This is a genomic window from Microbulbifer yueqingensis (assembly GCF_900100355.1).
GTDB classification, from domain to species: Bacteria; Pseudomonadota; Gammaproteobacteria; order Pseudomonadales; family Cellvibrionaceae; genus Microbulbifer; species Microbulbifer yueqingensis.
In genome coordinates this window covers 1-16,284 of record NZ_FNFH01000005.1, presented here as the reverse complement: position 1 = coordinate 16,284, position 16,284 = coordinate 1, and the positions used below count along the sequence as shown (strand labels likewise).

At 62.4% G+C, this 16,284-nt stretch carries 15 protein-coding genes; 8 read left to right on the top strand and 7 right to left on the bottom strand.

The window, feature by feature from the left end; translation table 11 throughout:
• The first annotated feature begins 315 nt into the window (after positions 1-315).
• Both BLT26_RS12035 and BLT26_RS16330 read left to right on the top strand, forming a co-directional pair.
• Positions 316-1,950, top strand: a complete 1,635-nt coding sequence (locus tag BLT26_RS12035) for a hypothetical protein (RefSeq protein ID WP_091514449.1) — start codon at positions 316-318, stop codon at positions 1,948-1,950.
• Positions 1,947-2,528, top strand: a complete 582-nt coding sequence (locus BLT26_RS16330) for a hypothetical protein (protein ID WP_139169530.1) — start codon at positions 1,947-1,949, stop codon at positions 2,526-2,528. The genes BLT26_RS12035 and BLT26_RS16330 overlap by 4 nt, the downstream gene beginning before the upstream one ends.
• A gap of 61 nt (positions 2,529-2,589) precedes the next feature.
• On the opposite strand, the gene hemB is transcribed toward BLT26_RS16330, so the two are convergent.
• On the bottom strand, positions 2,590-3,600 hold the full coding sequence (hemB, locus tag BLT26_RS12025; RefSeq protein ID WP_091514443.1) for a porphobilinogen synthase: 1,011 nt from the start codon (positions 3,598-3,600) through the stop codon (positions 2,590-2,592).
• 123 nt (positions 3,601-3,723) lie between these two features.
• Between hemB and BLT26_RS12020 the strand changes: the two genes are divergently transcribed.
• The gene (locus BLT26_RS12020) at positions 3,724-4,110 is read left to right on the top strand and encodes an MAPEG family protein (protein WP_091514440.1); all 387 of its coding nucleotides are present in this window, start codon (positions 3,724-3,726) and stop codon (positions 4,108-4,110) included.
• 14 nt (positions 4,111-4,124) lie between these two features.
• Here BLT26_RS12020 and hemL read toward each other — a convergent pair whose 3' ends face one another.
• The 4 genes from hemL to BLT26_RS12000 all read right to left on the bottom strand — a co-directional run bounded on the left by hemL (position 4,125) and on the right by BLT26_RS12000 (position 8,802).
• The gene (gene hemL / locus BLT26_RS12015) at positions 4,125-5,408 is read right to left on the bottom strand and encodes a glutamate-1-semialdehyde 2,1-aminomutase (RefSeq protein ID WP_091514437.1); all 1,284 of its coding nucleotides are present in this window, start codon (positions 5,406-5,408) and stop codon (positions 4,125-4,127) included.
• Positions 5,409-5,566: 158 nt separating this feature from the next.
• Positions 5,567-6,355: a bifunctional hydroxymethylpyrimidine kinase/phosphomethylpyrimidine kinase gene (thiD, locus tag BLT26_RS12010; protein WP_091514433.1), complete on the bottom strand. Its 789-nt coding sequence runs from the start codon at positions 6,353-6,355 to the stop codon at positions 5,567-5,569.
• Between the two features lie 151 nt (positions 6,356-6,506).
• Positions 6,507-6,929, bottom strand: a complete 423-nt coding sequence (gene hemJ, locus BLT26_RS12005) for a protoporphyrinogen oxidase HemJ (RefSeq protein ID WP_091514431.1) — start codon at positions 6,927-6,929, stop codon at positions 6,507-6,509.
• 49 nt (positions 6,930-6,978) lie between these two features.
• Positions 6,979-8,802, bottom strand: a complete 1,824-nt coding sequence (locus BLT26_RS12000; RefSeq protein WP_245720696.1) for a chloride channel protein — start codon at positions 8,800-8,802, stop codon at positions 6,979-6,981.
• 111 nt (positions 8,803-8,913) lie between these two features.
• Between BLT26_RS12000 and argC the strand changes: the two genes are divergently transcribed.
• From argC to erpA, 4 genes are all read left to right on the top strand, one after another.
• Complete coding sequence (gene argC / locus BLT26_RS11995; RefSeq protein ID WP_091514428.1) at positions 8,914-9,960, top strand: N-acetyl-gamma-glutamyl-phosphate reductase; 1,047 nt, start codon at positions 8,914-8,916, stop codon at positions 9,958-9,960.
• Between the two features lie 57 nt (positions 9,961-10,017).
• Positions 10,018-10,761: a DUF6776 family protein gene (locus tag BLT26_RS11990; RefSeq protein WP_091514424.1), complete on the top strand. Its 744-nt coding sequence runs from the start codon at positions 10,018-10,020 to the stop codon at positions 10,759-10,761.
• A 70-nt stretch (positions 10,762-10,831) separates the two neighbouring features.
• Positions 10,832-11,242: a bactofilin family protein gene (locus BLT26_RS11985; RefSeq protein WP_091514420.1), complete on the top strand. Its 411-nt coding sequence runs from the start codon at positions 10,832-10,834 to the stop codon at positions 11,240-11,242.
• A 163-nt stretch (positions 11,243-11,405) separates the two neighbouring features.
• On the top strand, positions 11,406-11,759 hold the full coding sequence (gene erpA / locus BLT26_RS11980; protein WP_091514417.1) for an iron-sulfur cluster insertion protein ErpA: 354 nt from the start codon (positions 11,406-11,408) through the stop codon (positions 11,757-11,759).
• Positions 11,760-11,767: 8 nt separating this feature from the next.
• Here erpA and BLT26_RS11975 read toward each other — a convergent pair whose 3' ends face one another.
• Positions 11,768-12,880 (bottom strand): anhydro-N-acetylmuramic acid kinase, encoded by a 1,113-nt coding sequence (locus BLT26_RS11975; RefSeq protein ID WP_091514413.1) that lies wholly within the window; start codon positions 12,878-12,880, stop codon positions 11,768-11,770.
• Between the two features lie 4 nt (positions 12,881-12,884).
• Complete coding sequence (locus BLT26_RS11970; RefSeq protein ID WP_091514410.1) at positions 12,885-14,264, bottom strand: peptidoglycan DD-metalloendopeptidase family protein; 1,380 nt, start codon at positions 14,262-14,264, stop codon at positions 12,885-12,887.
• 266 nt (positions 14,265-14,530) lie between these two features.
• Here BLT26_RS11970 and tyrS point away from each other — a divergent pair, with 266 nt between their 5' ends.
• Positions 14,531-15,835 (top strand): tyrosine--tRNA ligase, encoded by a 1,305-nt coding sequence (gene tyrS / locus BLT26_RS11965; protein WP_091514406.1) that lies wholly within the window; start codon positions 14,531-14,533, stop codon positions 15,833-15,835.
• Positions 15,836-16,284: the final 449 nt, after the last annotated feature.

Here is a 16,284-nt window from a genome sequence, read left to right as displayed (position 1 = left end):
AATCAACTAGTGCGCCTCACGCTGGGCGTATCTCAGCTCATTTGCCCCGGGGGTTGCTGTCAAGGTGTCCCCGGAGAGTTCCCCCTGCCAGAGCTTCACAGACCCCAGCCTGTAATCGTTCTCAGCCTGCAGTGAAAAACCCACCGCAGTTCACACCTTCCCCCTGGACAACCTGACGCGATTTTCGCGGTCGCGGACTGCCTTACGGCATCCCTTTTGTCCGGACTTGCAAGCAAGTTGACTAGTGGGATTCCTATGCTAAGGGTTAACGAACGTCCTCTGGAATATCCGTTCACCTACCGCTGGAAAAAAATAATGAAAAATACGAAAGGGGTGCCCCTTATCGTCTTCATTCTCTTATTGCTAATTCAAAGTCTGGGAGCCTGTGGGGGTGGCGGTGGGGGCGACGGCGGGAGTGGAGCTGGCGCCGAGGATGCCGTCGCAACCAGTCGCCTTAGCGGCACAATATCTTTTGAGCGCGTACCCCACGATCCTGTGAGTTTTGGCCTCGATTACGAGAATACCTATATCTCGCCTGGCCGAGGACTTGTGGTTTCAGCGGTCTATGTCGGCGAAGGCAGCCAGGCGGACACTGGCGTTACCGATGAAAACGGTTTCTATGAGTTGGTGGTCGAAGAGGGAAGCGAAGTTCGGGTGCGGGTACAGGCCCGAATGGTGGGGGACGGGCAACCGGGTTGGGATATAAGAGTTGCCGACAATACCGCGGGAAATGCTCTCTACGCGATGGAAAGCGAGCCAGTCACTGTCTCAGGGGACACCGAGCTGAACCTCATCGCCACCTCCGGCTGGGACGGGCAGGAATATAGCGGGGCTCGCGTGGCAGCCCCTTTCGCGATCCTTGATACGATTTACGGCGCTGTCGAATTTCTCATCGAAAGCGGGCAGGAAGACAGGCTGCCGGATTTGCGGGTGTACTGGAGCCCGAACAATAGAAGAAGCGAAACCACCAATCGCTCCGCGGGAGAGCTTTGGTCGTCCCACTACAGGCCCCGAAATGGGAGTATCTATCTCTTGGGTATGGCGGGAGAGGATACCGAAGAATTTGACCAGCATGTGATTCTGCACGAATTCGCGCACTACTATGAGCACAGGCTGTCGCGATGGGACTCGATCGGCGGTCCGCATAGTGTGGCACAGTGGCTCGATCACCGCCTGGCATTTAATGAAGGCTTTGCCACCGCCTTTGCCGTCATAGTGACAGGGGACCCGGTTTACAGGGATTCCCTGGGAGAGGGACAGGCCGGTGGGTGGGGTTATGATGTCAGGACCAATCCCTGGGGCGTGGTGGGTTGGTATGGCGAAGCTTCCATGATCCAGTTGATTTACGGGCTCGCCGGCCTGATGGGAGATGGCGATGAGCGGCGGGGCTTTCCTGCGATTCACCAAGTGCTTACCGGCGAGTTAAGTACTGGCGAGGCGCCGGTCAGCATCTTTCCCTTTGTGCATCAGCTGAAGCAGCAGTACCCAGCCGCCTTCCAGGATATATCCGCCCTGGTGCAGGCACAGCAGATCGCGGAAGTCGTGGACGGGTGGGCGACGCTGGAGACCAACAATGCCGGTGCAGAGGACGTGCTGCCACTGTATCGCGACCTGGTGGTTGGGGGTTCACCGGTGACCCTGTGTGCAAACAGCCAGTTCGATTCCGCCGGTGATGGAAACAAGCTTTCCGTACGACAGTTTTTGCGATTGGAGGTGGCCGAGCAGAGAAGTTTTAGCTTGCTGGTCGAGGGCGACGAAGCGGCGAAGCCGAAGTTTTACCTGCTAGAAAACGGTCAACGCCACCATTATTCGGTGGCGAGTGAAGACGGGAGGAGCGCATCCCTGGAGGCTACGCTTGAGCCCGGAACTTATGTCCTGGAAGTGACGGACGGGGACATGATCAAGGGAGAGAAAACGGGGCGCATCTGTATGGAGGTAAGCATCTCATGAAAGTAACAGCAATCTTCAGGCGCTTGGCTGTGGGCTGTTTAATCATCCTCTTTGCTGGAGCATCGCAGGCCAGTGGCTGTGCGAGTAACCCGAAATTAGCAAAGGCATCTGGGCCAGTGAATAATGATGAATCGGGTGACCGTCATGCTTCGGCAAAGCCAGGTATTCCCGTTTCGGTGGCATATGAACTGGAAGGCAGCCCGGCGGTGGGGAAGCCCCTGCGCCTAACAGTAAAACTGGCTAGTGGGATCGACTCTGATTCGCTGCGGGTCCGGGTTTTGCCGGAACCGGGGTTACTGTTGCTCGATGCCTCGGATTCTGCCAATTTCGGTCCGGTGAAAAGAAGGGAACGCCGGGAATTCAGGGTGAGCTTTATACCCCAACGGGAGGGCGCATTCAGGATTCGCCTGGCGTTCGCCCTGGATCAGCAGGGTGTCGGGCAGAGTGGTATGTTTACCATCCCTGTTTCTATCGGGCCCGACGCTGCCCGGGGCTCGCCGGAACTACCGCAGGGCGCGAAAATGGGCGCCGATGAGGAAGGCCGCCCCCTGATCGTGTTCCCTGCCGAGTCCCGTTGAAGGGACTGAAACTGAAGAGCTGGGTCCCCATACGGGTCCGCCGGGCCCTGCCGATCCGGGGCTAACCGTTGAGCAACCGCGCCGCCTCCTCGGCAAAGTAAGTAAGGATCCCGTCCGCGCCCGCCCGCTTGAACGCCAACAGAGACTCGAGGATCACCGCCTCCCGCGAAAGCCAGCCGTTATCAAATGCCGCGCAGTGCATGGCGTACTCACCGCTGACCTGGTAGGCGAAGGTCGGTACCCGCAGCTCATCCTTCACCCGGCGCACCACGTCCAGGTACGGCATGCCCGGCTTCACCATGATCATGTCCGCCCCCTCGCGGATATCCAGGGCGCATTCGTGCAGCGCCTCGTCACCGTTGGCTGGATCCATCTGGTAGCTGGCCTTGCTGCCGCCTTTCAGGTTGCCGGCGGATCCCACCGCATCGCGGAACGGGCCATAGTAAGCCGAAGCGTACTTTGCTGCGTATGACATGATCAGGGTGTTCACATGTCCCTCGCGCTCGAGTGCGGAACGGATGGCGCCGATACGGCCGTCCATCATGTCCGAGGGCGCGACCACGTCGGCACCGGCCGCGGCGTGGGAGAGAGCCTGCTTCACCAGGACCTCGACGGTGTCGTCGTTGGTGATATACCCGCTGTCGTCCATCAGCCCGTCCTGGCCATGACTGGTAAACGGGTCCAGGGCCACGTCGGTGATCACGCCCAGTTCCGGCGCGGCGTCCTTCAGCTCGCGCACCGCGCGCTGGGCGAGGCCATCGCTGTCGAAGGCGGCGCGGGCATCTTCGGACTTTGCCGAAGGATCGACCACCGGGAACAGGGCCACGGCCGGTATGCCGAGGCTGGTGAGGGTTCGGGCCTTGTCTGCCAGCAGGTCGACACTGAGGCGCTCCACGCCAGGCATTGAGGCCACCTGCTGGACCTCGTCGCGCCCCTCGATGACAAACAGGGGCAGGATCAGGTCATCCGGGATCAGGTGCTGCTCGCGCACCAGGCGGCGGGAGAAGTCGCGCGCACGCAGGCGGCGCATGCGTGTGTTGGGGAAGGCGCCGCGCTCAAGGCTGATACTCATGGGGCTGGACTCCCGTTGAAGACTGTTTGAAGGATAGATCGCCCGCGCCGCCGGCCCGGGTACTGCCACCGTGCTGCCGGCTCGACTATGCTGGCGGCAATCATAACAAAAGGAGAATCATCGATGTCCGTTGCACTCTGGTGCCTGTTGGTAGCCGTGCTGATGCCCTACCTGTTTACCGTCATCGCCAAGGCCAGTGGCCAGGGGCGTTATGACAACCGTGCGCCCCGTCGCTACCTGGAGGCACAGGAGGGCCTGGCGCAGCGGGCGGACTGGGCCCAGCGCAACAGCTTCGAGGCGCTGCCGGTATTTGCCGCGGCGGTGCTGGCGGCCATGGTCGCGGGCGTGGCCGAGCAGTGGCTGGCGGGCCTGTCGCTGGCCTTTATCGGCCTGCGCGTGATCTATGGCGCCTGTTACCTGTGCGACTGGCACGCGGCGCGCTCTACCTTCTGGTTTGCGAGCTACGGCTGCTGCCTGGCGCTGCTGGTGATGGCGGCCCTGGCCGCCTGAGGGGCGGCGCCCCGTCAGGCCATGGTTGCGAACACGCGACGCGCGGCGGCGATGGTCTGCTCGATATCCTCGTCGCTGTGGGCTGCCGACATGAAGCCGGCCTCGTAGGATGCGGGCGCCAGGTAGACACCCTCGTCCAGCATGCCGTGGAAGAAGCGGTTGAACTGTTTGCCGTTGCAGGCCATCACCTGCTTGTAGTTGGTCACGCGGGGCTCGTCGGTGAAGAAGAAGCCGAACATGCTGCCGGCGCGGTTGGCGGTCAGGGGAATGCCCGCCTCCTTTGCGGCATCCAGAACGCCATTGACGAGTTTTTCAGTCCTGGCATTCAGCTGGTCGTAGAGGCCGGGTTCCTGCACCAGGCGCAGGGTCTCGAGGCCCGCCACCATGCCCACCGGGTTCCCCGAAAGTGTTCCGGCCTGGTAGATGGGCCCCAGCGGCGCGATCTGTTCCATTATTTCGCGCTTGCCGCCGAAGGCGCCCACTGGCATGCCACCGCCGATAACCTTGCCCAGGGTAGTGATGTCGGCCTCGATGCCGAAATGGCCCTGGGCACCGGTCAGGCTGACACGGAAGCCGGTCATCACCTCGTCGAGGATCAGCAGGGCGCCGTACTGGTCACACACTTCGCGCAGGGTTTCCAGGAACCCGGGTTCCGGCGGAATGCAGTTCATGTTGCCCGCCACCGGCTCGACGATGATGCAGGCGATCTGATCCCCCAGCTGCGCAAAGCACTCGCGCACCGACTCGGGGTCGTTGTAGGTGAGGGTGATGGTGTGGTCGGCCACGGAGGCGGGCACCCCCGGAGAGGAGGGTACGCCCATGGTCAGCGCGCCCGAGCCGGCTTTCACCAGCAGGGAATCGGAATGGCCGTGGTAGCAGCCTTCGAATTTGACGATCTTGTCACGGCCGGTAAAGCCGCGGGCCAGGCGGATGGCGCTCATGGTGGCTTCGGTGCCGGAATTGACGAAGCGCACCAGGTCCATGTTCGGCCACAGGCGGCACAGCTCCTCGGCCAGCTCGGTTTCCAGTTCAGTGGGCGCCCCGAAGCTGAGGCCCGACTGGGCCTGTTCCACCACTGCCTCGATGACTTCCGGGTGCGCGTGGCCCAGCACCATCGGGCCCCACGACTGCACATAGTCGATGTAGCGCTTGCCGTCGGCGTCGAACAGGTAGGCGCCCTCGGCCCGGGCGATAAACAGCGGGGTTCCGCCCACCGCCCGGAAGGCGCGCACCGGTGAGTTGACGCCGCCGGGGATGTACTGCTGGGCTTCGGCAAACAGTTGCTCGGATTTACTCATATCGACTCGCGGCCTTGCTGGTTGGCTGAAATTTGGCGGGTATTATCCGGATGGCCGCCGGCGGGGGCAAATGCCCCGCGGCAGGCTGTCGCCGCGGCAAATATCACGGGGAAACAGAAATTTCTCAGGTCGGCAGCAGATTCCTGAGGGACCCTGCTTCAGCGCTTGGTCCAGAAGAGCCGGTTGGGTACCGGCCGGCCCATGCCCAGCCGGCGGCTGTCGGCAATGGCACTCCAGGTGAACTGCTGGCTGCGGCTCACGGCCTCGATCATGGTGAGGCCGTGGGCGATATGGCAGGCGATGGCGGTGGCCAGGGTCCCACAGGTGCCGTAGGCGGCCGGCGGCAGTTGCTGCCAGAGAAACTGGCGCACGAGCCCGCGTTCGTCGTAAAGGCGGTTTTCCAGCTTCTGTTCGGCGGCGGGTACCCCGGTCAACAGCAGGTAGCGACAGCCGCTTTCCAGTAACTCCTGGGCCTGGGCGTCGAGCACGTCCGCCTCCACCGCCATTGCGCGAGCCTCGCGGCGATTGGGGCAGACCATGGTGGCAAAGGGAAGCAACAGGGAGCTCATCGCTGCCCACAAGGGCGGCGCCAGCATGCTGTCCTTGTCGGCCAGGGTAGCGTCGGGGTCGATTACCAGCGGAATGTCGGGATAGTCGCTCAGCACACTGTGCAGGGCCTGCACGTTCTCCACCGAGCCCAGGTAACCGATCTTGATCGCTGCCACCGGCATGTCTTCAAGCACTGCCCGCGCCTGTTCCACCAGCAGGGTATCTTCCACCGGCGCGACGCCATGCAGCTCTCCGGTGTCGCAGACACTGATCGCTGACACTACGGAGGTACAGTGGCAGCCAAGGCTGACGGCTGTCTCTGTGTCGGCGGTGATTCCTGCGCTGCCGCTCGGGTCGTGATGGGTGATGGTCAGTATGACGGGTTGACGAGTATCCATTGTGATCGCATGCGGTGGCCGGTGACTTTGCGGTTAATTCTAGTTGTTCTGTGGCGCGGGGCCTGTGTGATCCCGCGCCTAAGCGGCGCGGCCGGGCCCGTGGCTACTGTCCAGGCCCCCGCCCAAGTTGGCACAGGGGCCCCGGGCGAGATCAGAACGGCTTTACCACGGCCAGGATCACGATCGACACCAGTGCGAGTACCGGCAGCTCGTTGAACACCCGGAAGTAACGCCCGCTCCGGGTGACGGTGCCGGCGGCAAACTGGCGCACGTAGGCCCCACACACATGGTGATAGCCGATCAGCAGCACCACGATGAATAGCTTGGCGTGCAGCCAGCCGGCACTCTTGTAATAGTCGACATTGAAAGAGATGAGCCAGATGCCCAGGGCAATAGTGGCGAGCATCGAGGGCAGGGCGATGCCGCGGTAGAGACGGCGTTCCATGATGCAGAAACGGTCGCGGCTGGTGGCGTCGGTGGCGTCGCGGTGGTAGACGAAGAGTCGCGGCAGGTAGAAGAGGGCGGCGAACCAGGTGACCATGGCCATCAGGTGAAAGGCTTTGACCCAGAGCATTGCGTATTCCTTGTGATTATGATCCCGGGCGGATTGCCCGGCGCAAGGGTCACTTGCGGTAAAAGTTATCGATATCCGCTGGCAGGATAATGCCCGAGGCGTCCTTGTCCAGTGCGCCGGCATATCCGCGGGAAATGTACAGCGCGTCGGCACCACTGGCCTCCAGCTTCTGCTGCGCCTCGAGCAGGGTACTGCGCCAGTTCAGAGCTGCCAGCACGTAGCGCTCGCCGGGCAACTGCAGCAGGTCGACCGGGGGGAGCTCGCCGTTTTCGCCGGGTTCACTGCCGCCTGTCTCTGCCTCCTCTTCCTGTCGTTCTTTCACCCGCTGCAGGAAGGTCGCGAGGTCTGCCGCCCGGAGTAACTGGTGGGCCGGTTCGTCCGGCAGCTCTACCAGGATCCACTGTGGATGGCGCTGGATCAGACGTTCTGCCTGGTCCTTTCCCACTTTCTGCGGCGCGACGACGAAGCGCCGTTCCATCACGCTGGCCACGCCCACCCGGCTGAGCATCTGCGCTCGCCAGCTCGGCGTGCCGCTCTTGTCCAGGGCGCGCAGGGTCTCCTGGAAGATACCCTCGGCGGAAAAGAAATAGCGGCTGACCAGGCAGGCCACCACAATCATCATCATGCCGGGAAACAGGACATTCGGGTTGTAGGTGAGCTCGAGGATGGCCAGTAGCGCTGCCAGCGGCGCGTCCAGCAGGGCCGCCATCATGGCTGCCATACCCACCATGGCGTAGAACCCCGGGCTGGCGGTGTACTCCCCCAGCCACAGGTTGGTCAGGCTGCCGGCGATACCGCCGAGGCAGGCGCCGAGGAACAGGCTGGGGCCGATCACCCCACCCGGGATGCCGAGCCCGGAGGCGAAAGCCGTCGCCACCAGCTTTGCTGCCACGATCACTATCAGGGTGCCCAGGGCAATGTCGCCGAGCATCGCCAGCTCGAGCGTATCGTAGCCGGCTCCCAGGATTTCGGGTACCCAGATCCCCAGAGTGCCGGTCACCAGGCCCACGGCGAGGAAGCGCAGCGCCGGGGACCGTCGTTGCAGCGGCGCCAGGCGGCGCTGGGCGCGGATGAACAGCGCCGCGAGGGTGCCGATCACGATGGCGCAGAGCAGGAGTATCGGCAACTCGGCCAGGGAGCTCAGCTGGATGGCAGGGACATTGAAAGCCGGCTCGTTGCCGAAGGCCAGCTGCGTGACGGCACTGCCCGCCACTGCAGCGAGGATGACCGGGAGGAAGCCGGCCACCGAATACTCGAGCATCACCACCTCCATCGCAAATACCACGCCGGCCAGGGGGGTGTTGAACGAGGCGGCAATCGCGGCGGCCACACCGCACCCCAGCAGGCTGCGGACGGAATTATTGGGCAGGCGTAGTTTGCGCGCCATCCAGCTGCCGCTGGCAGCACCGAGGTGTACGGCCGGCCCCTCCCGTCCCACGGATTGTCCGCTCACGAGGGCAATGGCACCTGCGAAAAACTGCAACAGGGCGTTGCCCAATGGCATATGGGCCTGGTGGTTGTGCAGCCGGTCGATGACGTGCACCACGCCAACATGGCGGATCCCGGAGCGCAGCAGATGGTAGACCGCGGCGAGCACGAGCGCGCCGGCGAGGGGCAGGGCGAAACGCCACAGGGGCGGGAGAGTCTCGTAGCGCTCGGGTACCGCCAGGAACAGTTCTGCCGGTATCTCGCTGAAGAGCCGGAAGGCCACGGTGACCATGCCGGCCAGGATGCCGGTGAGCAGTGCCATGGCCAGCAGGGGGGCAAGAGCGTCCTGTGAGGAGAGCTGCAGGCGCCACTTTTCCAGCCCGCGCTCCCGCGGCGGCCATGTCTGCAGTTTCTTCTTGCTGGTGGGACGTGATTTCTGCGGCACCTTGCGTCCTTTGCTGGTGTTGGCTTGTGGTAGAGTGCAGCATCCATTATACAGACGGCGCCAGCAGAACTCCTGGCGCCCGTGCAGGATACGCGAGTAAGGAGTCAGTTGGTGATCAAGGTAGCGATTGTCGGGGGTACGGGTTACACGGGAGTGGAATTGCTGCGCCTGCTGGTGCCGCACCCTGAGGTGGAACTCACTGCGATCACTTCCCGGGCCCTGGCGGGCAAGCCGGTGGCGGAACTTTTCCCCAGCCTGAGAGGTCACTGTAACCTGGCTTTTTGCGAGCCGGATACCGAACAGCTCGCCGGTTGTGACCTGGTCTTTTTTGCCACCCCGCACGGGGTGGCCCAGGCCCAGGTGCCGGAGCTCATGCGGCGCGGCGTGAGGGTCATAGACCTGTCTGCGGATTTCCGCCTACAGGACATCGCCGCGTGGGAGCGCTGGTATGGCCAGTCACACACCGCCCCGGAGCTGGCGGCACAGGCAGTCTACGGGCTACCAGAAGTCAATCGTGACCAGATCGCCGGGGCGCAACTGATAGCGTGCCCGGGTTGTTATCCGACGGCTATCCAGTTGGGCTGGATCCCGCTGCTGGAGGCCGGTGCGGTGGAGGCGGGCCAGCTGATTGCCAGTGCCGCCAGTGGCGCCAGCGGCGCGGGCCGGCAGGGCAAGACCGAGCTGCTGCTGGCGGAGAACAGCGATAATTTCCGCGCATACGCGGCGGCGGGTCACCGACACCTGCCGGAAATTGAACAGGGACTGCGCCGGGTGCAGGCCGAGGGCAGCACTCCCGCCTCGGTCACCTTCGTTCCGCACCTGTTGCCCATGATCCGTGGTATCCACGCGACTTTGTATGCGCGCCTGCAGTCGGACCTGGAACTCCAGGCCCTGCAGGAACTGTTTGAGCGCCGCTACGCGGATGAGCCGTTTGTGGATGTGATGCCTCCGGGCAGCCACCCGCAGACGAGAAGTGTCCGCGGCAGCAACATGTGCCGGATCGCCCTGGCCAGGCCCGATAACCGGGATACCGTGGTAGTCATGTCGGTGATCGACAACCTGGCCAAGGGCGCCTCGGCCCAGGCAATACAGAATATGAACATCATGTTTGGGCTGAATGAGAAGCTCGGACTGGAGAGCCCGGCGCTGCTGCCTTAGAATCGGCTAATTCAACAGGGTCGTCAGATTAACGAGATTGAGAATCCACCGGGTGTCATGGCAAAAAAAGTAAAACGCAGCAAGAACTACCGCATGAAAGTGGTGCCGCACCGGCCGTATTTTGGCGTACTGTCGGTACTCGGCGTGGCATTGCTGGTTCTGGTGACCTCTGCGTCGGCCTACTACGCCGGGCAGTACAACCTGCGTAAGGGGTTCGACCGGAAAACCCTGGCCCATGCGACGGCCGTCGAAACTCTCGAGTCACTGCGTAAAGAGAACGAAGCCCTGCGCCTGCGGGTTGCCACTGCGGAGCAGTCGCTGGCGATAGGCGAGCAGGCGGGCGAAAAGGTCCGGGCCGAGCTGGTGGAGAAAGAGAACCGTATCGCCGAGCTCAAGCAGGAAATTTCCTTTTACCGCGGGCTGATGGCTCCCGACGAGGACAGTGACGGTGTATCCATCGGCCGTTTCAGTCTTTCGCAGACGGACGAGGAGCGCCGCTACCAGTTCAAGTTGCTGGTGCAGCAGTCCGCGACGAGACACACCGTGGTGAAGGGACACGCTACCTTCACCGTGGTGGGCAGTCAGGATGGACAGCCCAAACGCTATCCCCTGAGCGAACTGTCGCAGCAGGTGGAGGGCGAGAAGATCCCCTTGCGCTTCAAATATTTCCAGAATATTGAGGGCGAGCTACAGTTGCCTCATGGCTTCGAGCCGGAGGGAGTCGAGCTGTCACTCAAGTCCGGGGCGCGCAAGGGGTTCAATATCGAGCAGCGTTATGGCTGGCTGGTTCAGAAGAGCTGACAGCGGGCGCTGATTGCACGAGGTTTTGACCGATATGTTCAGAAAACAAGAGAAAGAGAAGACGACGACTATGGCTAGCTCTGGAAGTAACCACACGACCCTGATCGCCCGCCAGACCGAAGTGAGCGGCGACCTGCATTTCCGCGGCAATCTCGTCATCGAGGGCACGGTAAAGGGCAATGTCAGCGCCCACAGCGACAGCGATGCCCGCCTGCAGGTTGTCGATGGCGGCAAAGTGGAGGGCGAGATCCGCGTACCCCACGTGGTGATCAATGGCAATGTCACTGGCGACGTCTACGCGGCCCGCCACCTGGAGCTGTCCGCCAAGGCGATGGTTGAGGGTAATGTCCATTACAAGCTGATCGAGATGGTGAAAGGCGCCCAGGTAAACGGTTCCCTGGTTTCCAACGTGGAGATGGATAGCGCCAGTGAGCCCCGTATGCTCGAGTACTCTGAAGAGGCCTCCGTCGACGGGGAGTAACTGTAGCGCGGAAGTGCCGGCCGGGTTGCAGTGCGCCCGGCCGGCCGCAACCTGCGGAATACTTGACTGATTTCGTTGGTTTTTGCAATATGGCCGCCACCCGGCCCGATTCAGTACAATTCCTGTACATTCACTGCGGGCCCCTGTCTGTCGAGAGAAACTTATGTCAGAAGCTGTTTCCTTTTCCCCTGATCCCGTTGTCGTGAGCGACAAGGCCGTGGCCAAGGTGAAGAGCCTGCTGGAGGAGGAAGGGAACCCGGAGCTGAAACTGCGGGTTTTCGTGACCGGCGGCGGCTGTTCCGGTTTTCAATACGGGTTCACCTTTGACGAGCTGGTGGCTGAGGACGATGCGCTGGTCGAGAAAGGCGGCATAGAGATTGTCGTCGATGCGATGAGCTATCCATACCTGGTAGGGGCGACGGTCGACTACGAGGAGGGCCTGTCCGGTTCACGCTTCGTGGTGCAGAACCCGAACGCGTCTTCCACCTGCGGCTGCGGCTCCTCCTTCTCGATCTGAAACCGGCCTCAGGCCGGATATATGCCGCCCAGCACCGTTTCCCTCGCTGCCCCGGTCACGCCGGGGCAGTTCCCCGGTAGTCCCCGCATGGTCTGGCGCGCCAGCCAGGCGAAGCCCACGGCCTCCAGCCAGTCCGCCTCGATGCCGTAGTCCCCGGTTGAGGCGATAGACCAGGTGGGCAGGCGGCGCTGCAGGCGCTGCATGAGATCCGAGTTCCTCGCTCCCCCGCCACAGATCAACAGCTCGCCACCGTTGGCGAAGCTCCTTACTGCATCGGCGATACTGGCCGCGGTCACCTCGGCGAGGGTGGCCTGCACGTCCGCCGGCGCCAGCTCCAGGCCCTCGCAGGCCCGTTCCAGCCAGGTGGCATTGAAGGCCTCGCGCCCGGTGCTCTTGGGCGGCGGGGCGGAAAAATAGGGGTCGGCCATGAGCCGGTTTAACAGCTCGGGGTTCGCCCTGCCACTGGCTGCCCAGGCGCCGTCACGGTCGAAGGGCTGGCTGCGGTGCAGCCCGATCCAGTAGTCCAGCAGGGCGTTACCGGGGCCGGTATCGTATCCGCGGATTCCGCCATCCGCGCGCAGCTCGGTGATATTGGCCATGCCGCCGATATTCACCACGGCGCGGTCGTTCTCGGCGGTGGCAAAGGCTGCCCGGTGGAAGGCCGGCATCAGCGGGGCTCCCTGGCCGCCGAGGGCCATGTCCCGGCGCCGGAAGTCCGCTACGGTTGCGATTCCGCTGAGTGTGGCAATGGTGTTGGGGTCGCCGAGCTGCATGGTGAAGGGGTGGGCCACGGTTCCGGGCGGGCGGTGCCGCACGGTCTGCCCATGGCTGCCGATCGCAGTGACCTGCTCCGGAGTGATACCGGCGCGCTCGAGCAGGGCGAGGGTCGCTTCCGCAAACAGCCGGCCCAGCTGGCTGTCGAGTTGCCCGGCGCGGTCAAGCTCCGATGGGCCCGGCGCGCAGAGTGCCAGGATGGCATCCCGCAATGCGCCGGGAATCGGGTGCCCCAGCGTCGCCAGGATATGGGGCCTGGGCGAGTTCTCCTCACTGAAATCCACCAGCACCGCATCGATACAATCGACGCTGGTGCCGGACATCAGGCCGACATAAAGCTCGCCCATGCTGTCAGTTGACGCTTTGTTGGTTTTGCTCTTCGCCGCGTTGTGCCAGCGCCGGTTGTTCGTAATTTTCCAGTTTTGCCAGCAGTGGCTGGGTCTGGGCGCGGAAGCGACCCATCTCAGCCTCCGGGATGGATTTCGCCTTGGGCAGCTTGCGCACAATGGTAGCCGGGTTGCGGTGGCGGCCATCCACAAGGAATTCATAGTGCAGGTGCGGGCCGGTGGCGTAACCGGTGGAGCCGACGGTGCCGATGACCTGGCGCTGCTTCACACGCTGGCCGGTCTTCACCTTGCGCTTGGTCAGGTGCAGGTAGCGGGTCACGTAACGATCGCCGTGTTTGATAAACACGTAGTTGCCGTTGGCCTTGCTGTAGCCCGCCTTGACCACGCGGCCACTGCCGGCCGCGTAGACCGGCGTACCCCTCGGCGCCGCATAGTCGGTGCCGTTGTGCGGGCGACGGGTCTTGAAAATCGGGTGCAGGCGGCGCGGATTGAAGTGCGAGCTGATACGGGCAAAGTCCACCGGTGTGCGGATGAACGCCTTGCGCATGCTTTTGCCTTCCGGTGTGTAGTAATTGGCGTCGCCGTTGCTGTCTACGTACCGTACTGCGCTGAATGTCTTGCCCTGGTTGACGAAGGTCACTGCCTGGATCGGGCCGTTACCAATCTTCTCTCCATCGAGGAATTCTTCCTCATACAGGACGCTGAAGCGGTCTCCTTTCCTGATATCCAGCGCGAAATCGATATCGGAGCTGAAAACCTGGGCCATTTCCATGATGAGGTTGTTGCTCAGCCCGGCCTCGTTTCCGGCCATGAACAGTGAGCTCTCGATCTCGGCCTGGCGATACGCGGGATAGCTGTCGGCTTCACGCTGATGCAGGGCGTAGGTGAAGTCTCCGGCATCGCCGCGCTTGAATTCCAGGCGACTCAGGCGATCGCGGTGAAGTTCAAGGCTCTCCAGCGAGCCGTCGTCTGCGATATGGAAGGTGAGTTCCTCACCCGGGCTCAGCCTGGCGAGACCGCGAGCTTCCTTGCCGCTTTCCAGCAGTTCATACATGTGCCGGGTGTCGACCCCGGCGCGCTCGAACAGGTCGGACAGCGTGTCACCGTTTCGCACTTCCACGCGCTTGGTGCTTACCTGTGCGGGTGCCGCCTGCGCGGGTGCAGGAGCCGTCAATGCCACATCGGGGGCCGCCGCTCCGGTCTCCTCGACCGCGGACAGGGTCACGGGTAGCGAAAGACGCTTCGCCTCGACCTCCGGGGTGGAGACAAACATGGCGAGTGCCAGGGCGCAGCTTGCGGCGCCGGCCGCCAGGGCGTGGGTGCGCGGGAAATGCTGGCGCAGGGCGCCCAGCAGGCGCGGATTGGGGGTGCGTTGATTCTGCATGGTCTTAACAGGGGGCGCTGTTTGTACTTGTATTGAATGCTTGCTGGTGCCTAAAAAACGAACACCGAGAGTGTGTTATATCAAAAATCTCATCCTGATTCACGGAGTAATTGACCTGTCTGTCCATGACCTAGTTCCTTTGCGTTTGCAGCCTTTTCGGTCGGGGCGCGGCGGCCTGCTTGTATTTGGCTCCATATCGGGTAATGTTGCTGCCCGTTTTGCCGCCAGCAGCGGCTTCTGTAGCAGTCAATTCATGAGGGGAAACGATGGCTGGGGTCGACACCACACTGCTGAAAGACTTGGACCGCCGCGGGCTGATCAATCAGGCCACCGGGGATGGGGAGCTTACCGAGCACCTGGCGCATTCCCGCACCCTCTATTGCGGTTTCGATCCCACCGCTGATTCCCTGCATATAGGCAGTCTAGTACCGCTGCTGACATTGAAGAGGTTTCAGGCGGCAGGTCACAGGCCTATCGCCCTGGTTGGCGGCGCAACCGGCCTGATTGGCGACCCATCCTTTAAGGCGCAGGAGCGAAGCCTCAATACACCCGAGGTGGTTTCTGGCTGGGTGGAGAAGATTCGCGCCCAGGTGTCCCAGTTCATCGATTTCGACTGCGGTGAGAATAGCGCCGCAGTGGTCAACAATCTCGACTGGACCCAGGGCTTGAGCGTGCTCGATTTCCTGCGGGACGTGGGCAAGCACTTCTCCGTCAACAATATGATCAACAAGGAATCGGTCAAGCAGCGGATCCAGCGCGAGGGCGAGGGGATATCATTCACCGAGTTCTCTTACATGCTGCTGCAGTCCATGGATTTCGCTGAGCTGTATCACCGGGAGAGCTGCACCCTGCAGATCGGCGGATCCGACCAGTGGGGCAATATTACCGGTGGGGTAGACCTGACCCGGCGCCAGCACCGCGGGAAGGTCTTCGGGCTGACCCTGCCGCTGGTCACCAAGGCGGATGGCACCAAGTTCGGCAAGACCGAGAGTGGCACGGTATGGCTGGATCCGGCGCGTACCTCGCCTTACGCCTTCTACCAGTTCTGGCTTAACACCGCCGATGCGGACGTATATAAGTTCCTGCGCTACTTTACGTTCCTCAGTGTCGACGAGATCGATGCGATCGAGCGAGCTGACGCCGAGCGTGCCGGCAAGCCGGAAGCCCAGGGGATACTGGCTCGTGAAGTCACCCGGGAAGTGCATGGTGAGGCTGGGCTGGCCGCGGCCGAGAGGATCTCCCGGGCCATGTTTTCTGGTGAGATTGGCGAGCTGTCGGCGAGTGACCTGGAGCAATTGCGCCAGGATGGTCTCCCCAGCTCGGTATTGCCGCGGGATTTTGCTGAGCAGAGCCTGATCCAGGTATTGGTGGACGCGGGAATGGCCGCCTCCGGCAAGCCGGTGAAGGATGCGCTGGGCCGCAATGCCGTGCTGGTGAACAGTGAGCCTGTGGGGATCGACCGCAACGGCGACCCCGCCGGCGTGTTCGCCCGCGACAGGGCGCTGAGTGAGCGTTTCTTTATCGTGCGCCTGGGCAAGAAGAAGTACCACCTTTTTACCCTGGAAGATTGACCAGTTTTCGGGCGCCTCGGGTCGCGAAAAAACTTTTTTACAGTTTTGTCACAAAAGCGCTTGCAAGCCCCCGGGGCAGTCCGTATAGTTCGCGCCCTCGCTGCTTGAGAAGTGGCGGGGAGGCAGCTCCAAGTGATTGATTTTCTTAGGAAAATTTATTGAAAAAAGAGCTTGCCAGGATCGAAGGGCTCGCTATAATGCGCGCCCCTTCGGAAGGGGCCAGGCGCTCCTTCAGGGTCGGGAAAAGACGCCTTCGGGCATCGCCTCCGGCACTGAAAAAAGCCTTCAAAAAAGGCTTGCCAAGCACGAAGAGGTCGATATAATGCGCGCCCCTTCGACGGTCACCGGAAGCGGTGGTCGGGGTTCCCGGAAAGGCCCGAGCGGTCGGTCAGGGAGCCGGAAAAAGCTGCTAAAAAGCACTTGCTTCAGCAGCCCGGATGTGTAGAATA

Bases quoted from the DNA above. Each gene is read 5' to 3' on its own strand.
- BLT26_RS12035 (WP_091514449.1), top strand. From the start codon at position 316: ATGAAAAATACGAAAGGGGTGCCCCTTATCGTCTTCATTCTCTTATTG.
- BLT26_RS16330 (WP_139169530.1), top strand. From the start codon at position 1,947: ATGAAAGTAACAGCAATCTTCAGGCGCTTGGCTGTGGGCTGTTTAATC.
- hemB (WP_091514443.1), bottom strand. From the start codon at position 3,600: ATGAGTATCAGCCTTGAGCGCGGCGCCTTCCCCAACACACGCATGCGC.
- BLT26_RS12020 (WP_091514440.1), top strand. From the start codon at position 3,724: ATGTCCGTTGCACTCTGGTGCCTGTTGGTAGCCGTGCTGATGCCCTAC.
- hemL (WP_091514437.1), bottom strand. From the start codon at position 5,408: ATGAGTAAATCCGAGCAACTGTTTGCCGAAGCCCAGCAGTACATCCCC.
- thiD (WP_091514433.1), bottom strand. From the start codon at position 6,355: ATGGATACTCGTCAACCCGTCATACTGACCATCACCCATCACGACCCG.
- hemJ (WP_091514431.1), bottom strand. From the start codon at position 6,929: ATGCTCTGGGTCAAAGCCTTTCACCTGATGGCCATGGTCACCTGGTTC.
- BLT26_RS11990 (WP_091514424.1), top strand. From the start codon at position 10,018: ATGGCAAAAAAAGTAAAACGCAGCAAGAACTACCGCATGAAAGTGGTG.
- BLT26_RS11985 (WP_091514420.1), top strand. From the start codon at position 10,832: ATGGCTAGCTCTGGAAGTAACCACACGACCCTGATCGCCCGCCAGACC.
- erpA (WP_091514417.1), top strand. From the start codon at position 11,406: ATGTCAGAAGCTGTTTCCTTTTCCCCTGATCCCGTTGTCGTGAGCGAC.
- BLT26_RS11975 (WP_091514413.1), bottom strand. From the start codon at position 12,880: ATGGGCGAGCTTTATGTCGGCCTGATGTCCGGCACCAGCGTCGATTGT.
- BLT26_RS11970 (WP_091514410.1), bottom strand. From the start codon at position 14,264: ATGCAGAATCAACGCACCCCCAATCCGCGCCTGCTGGGCGCCCTGCGC.
- tyrS (WP_091514406.1), top strand. From the start codon at position 14,531: ATGGCTGGGGTCGACACCACACTGCTGAAAGACTTGGACCGCCGCGGG.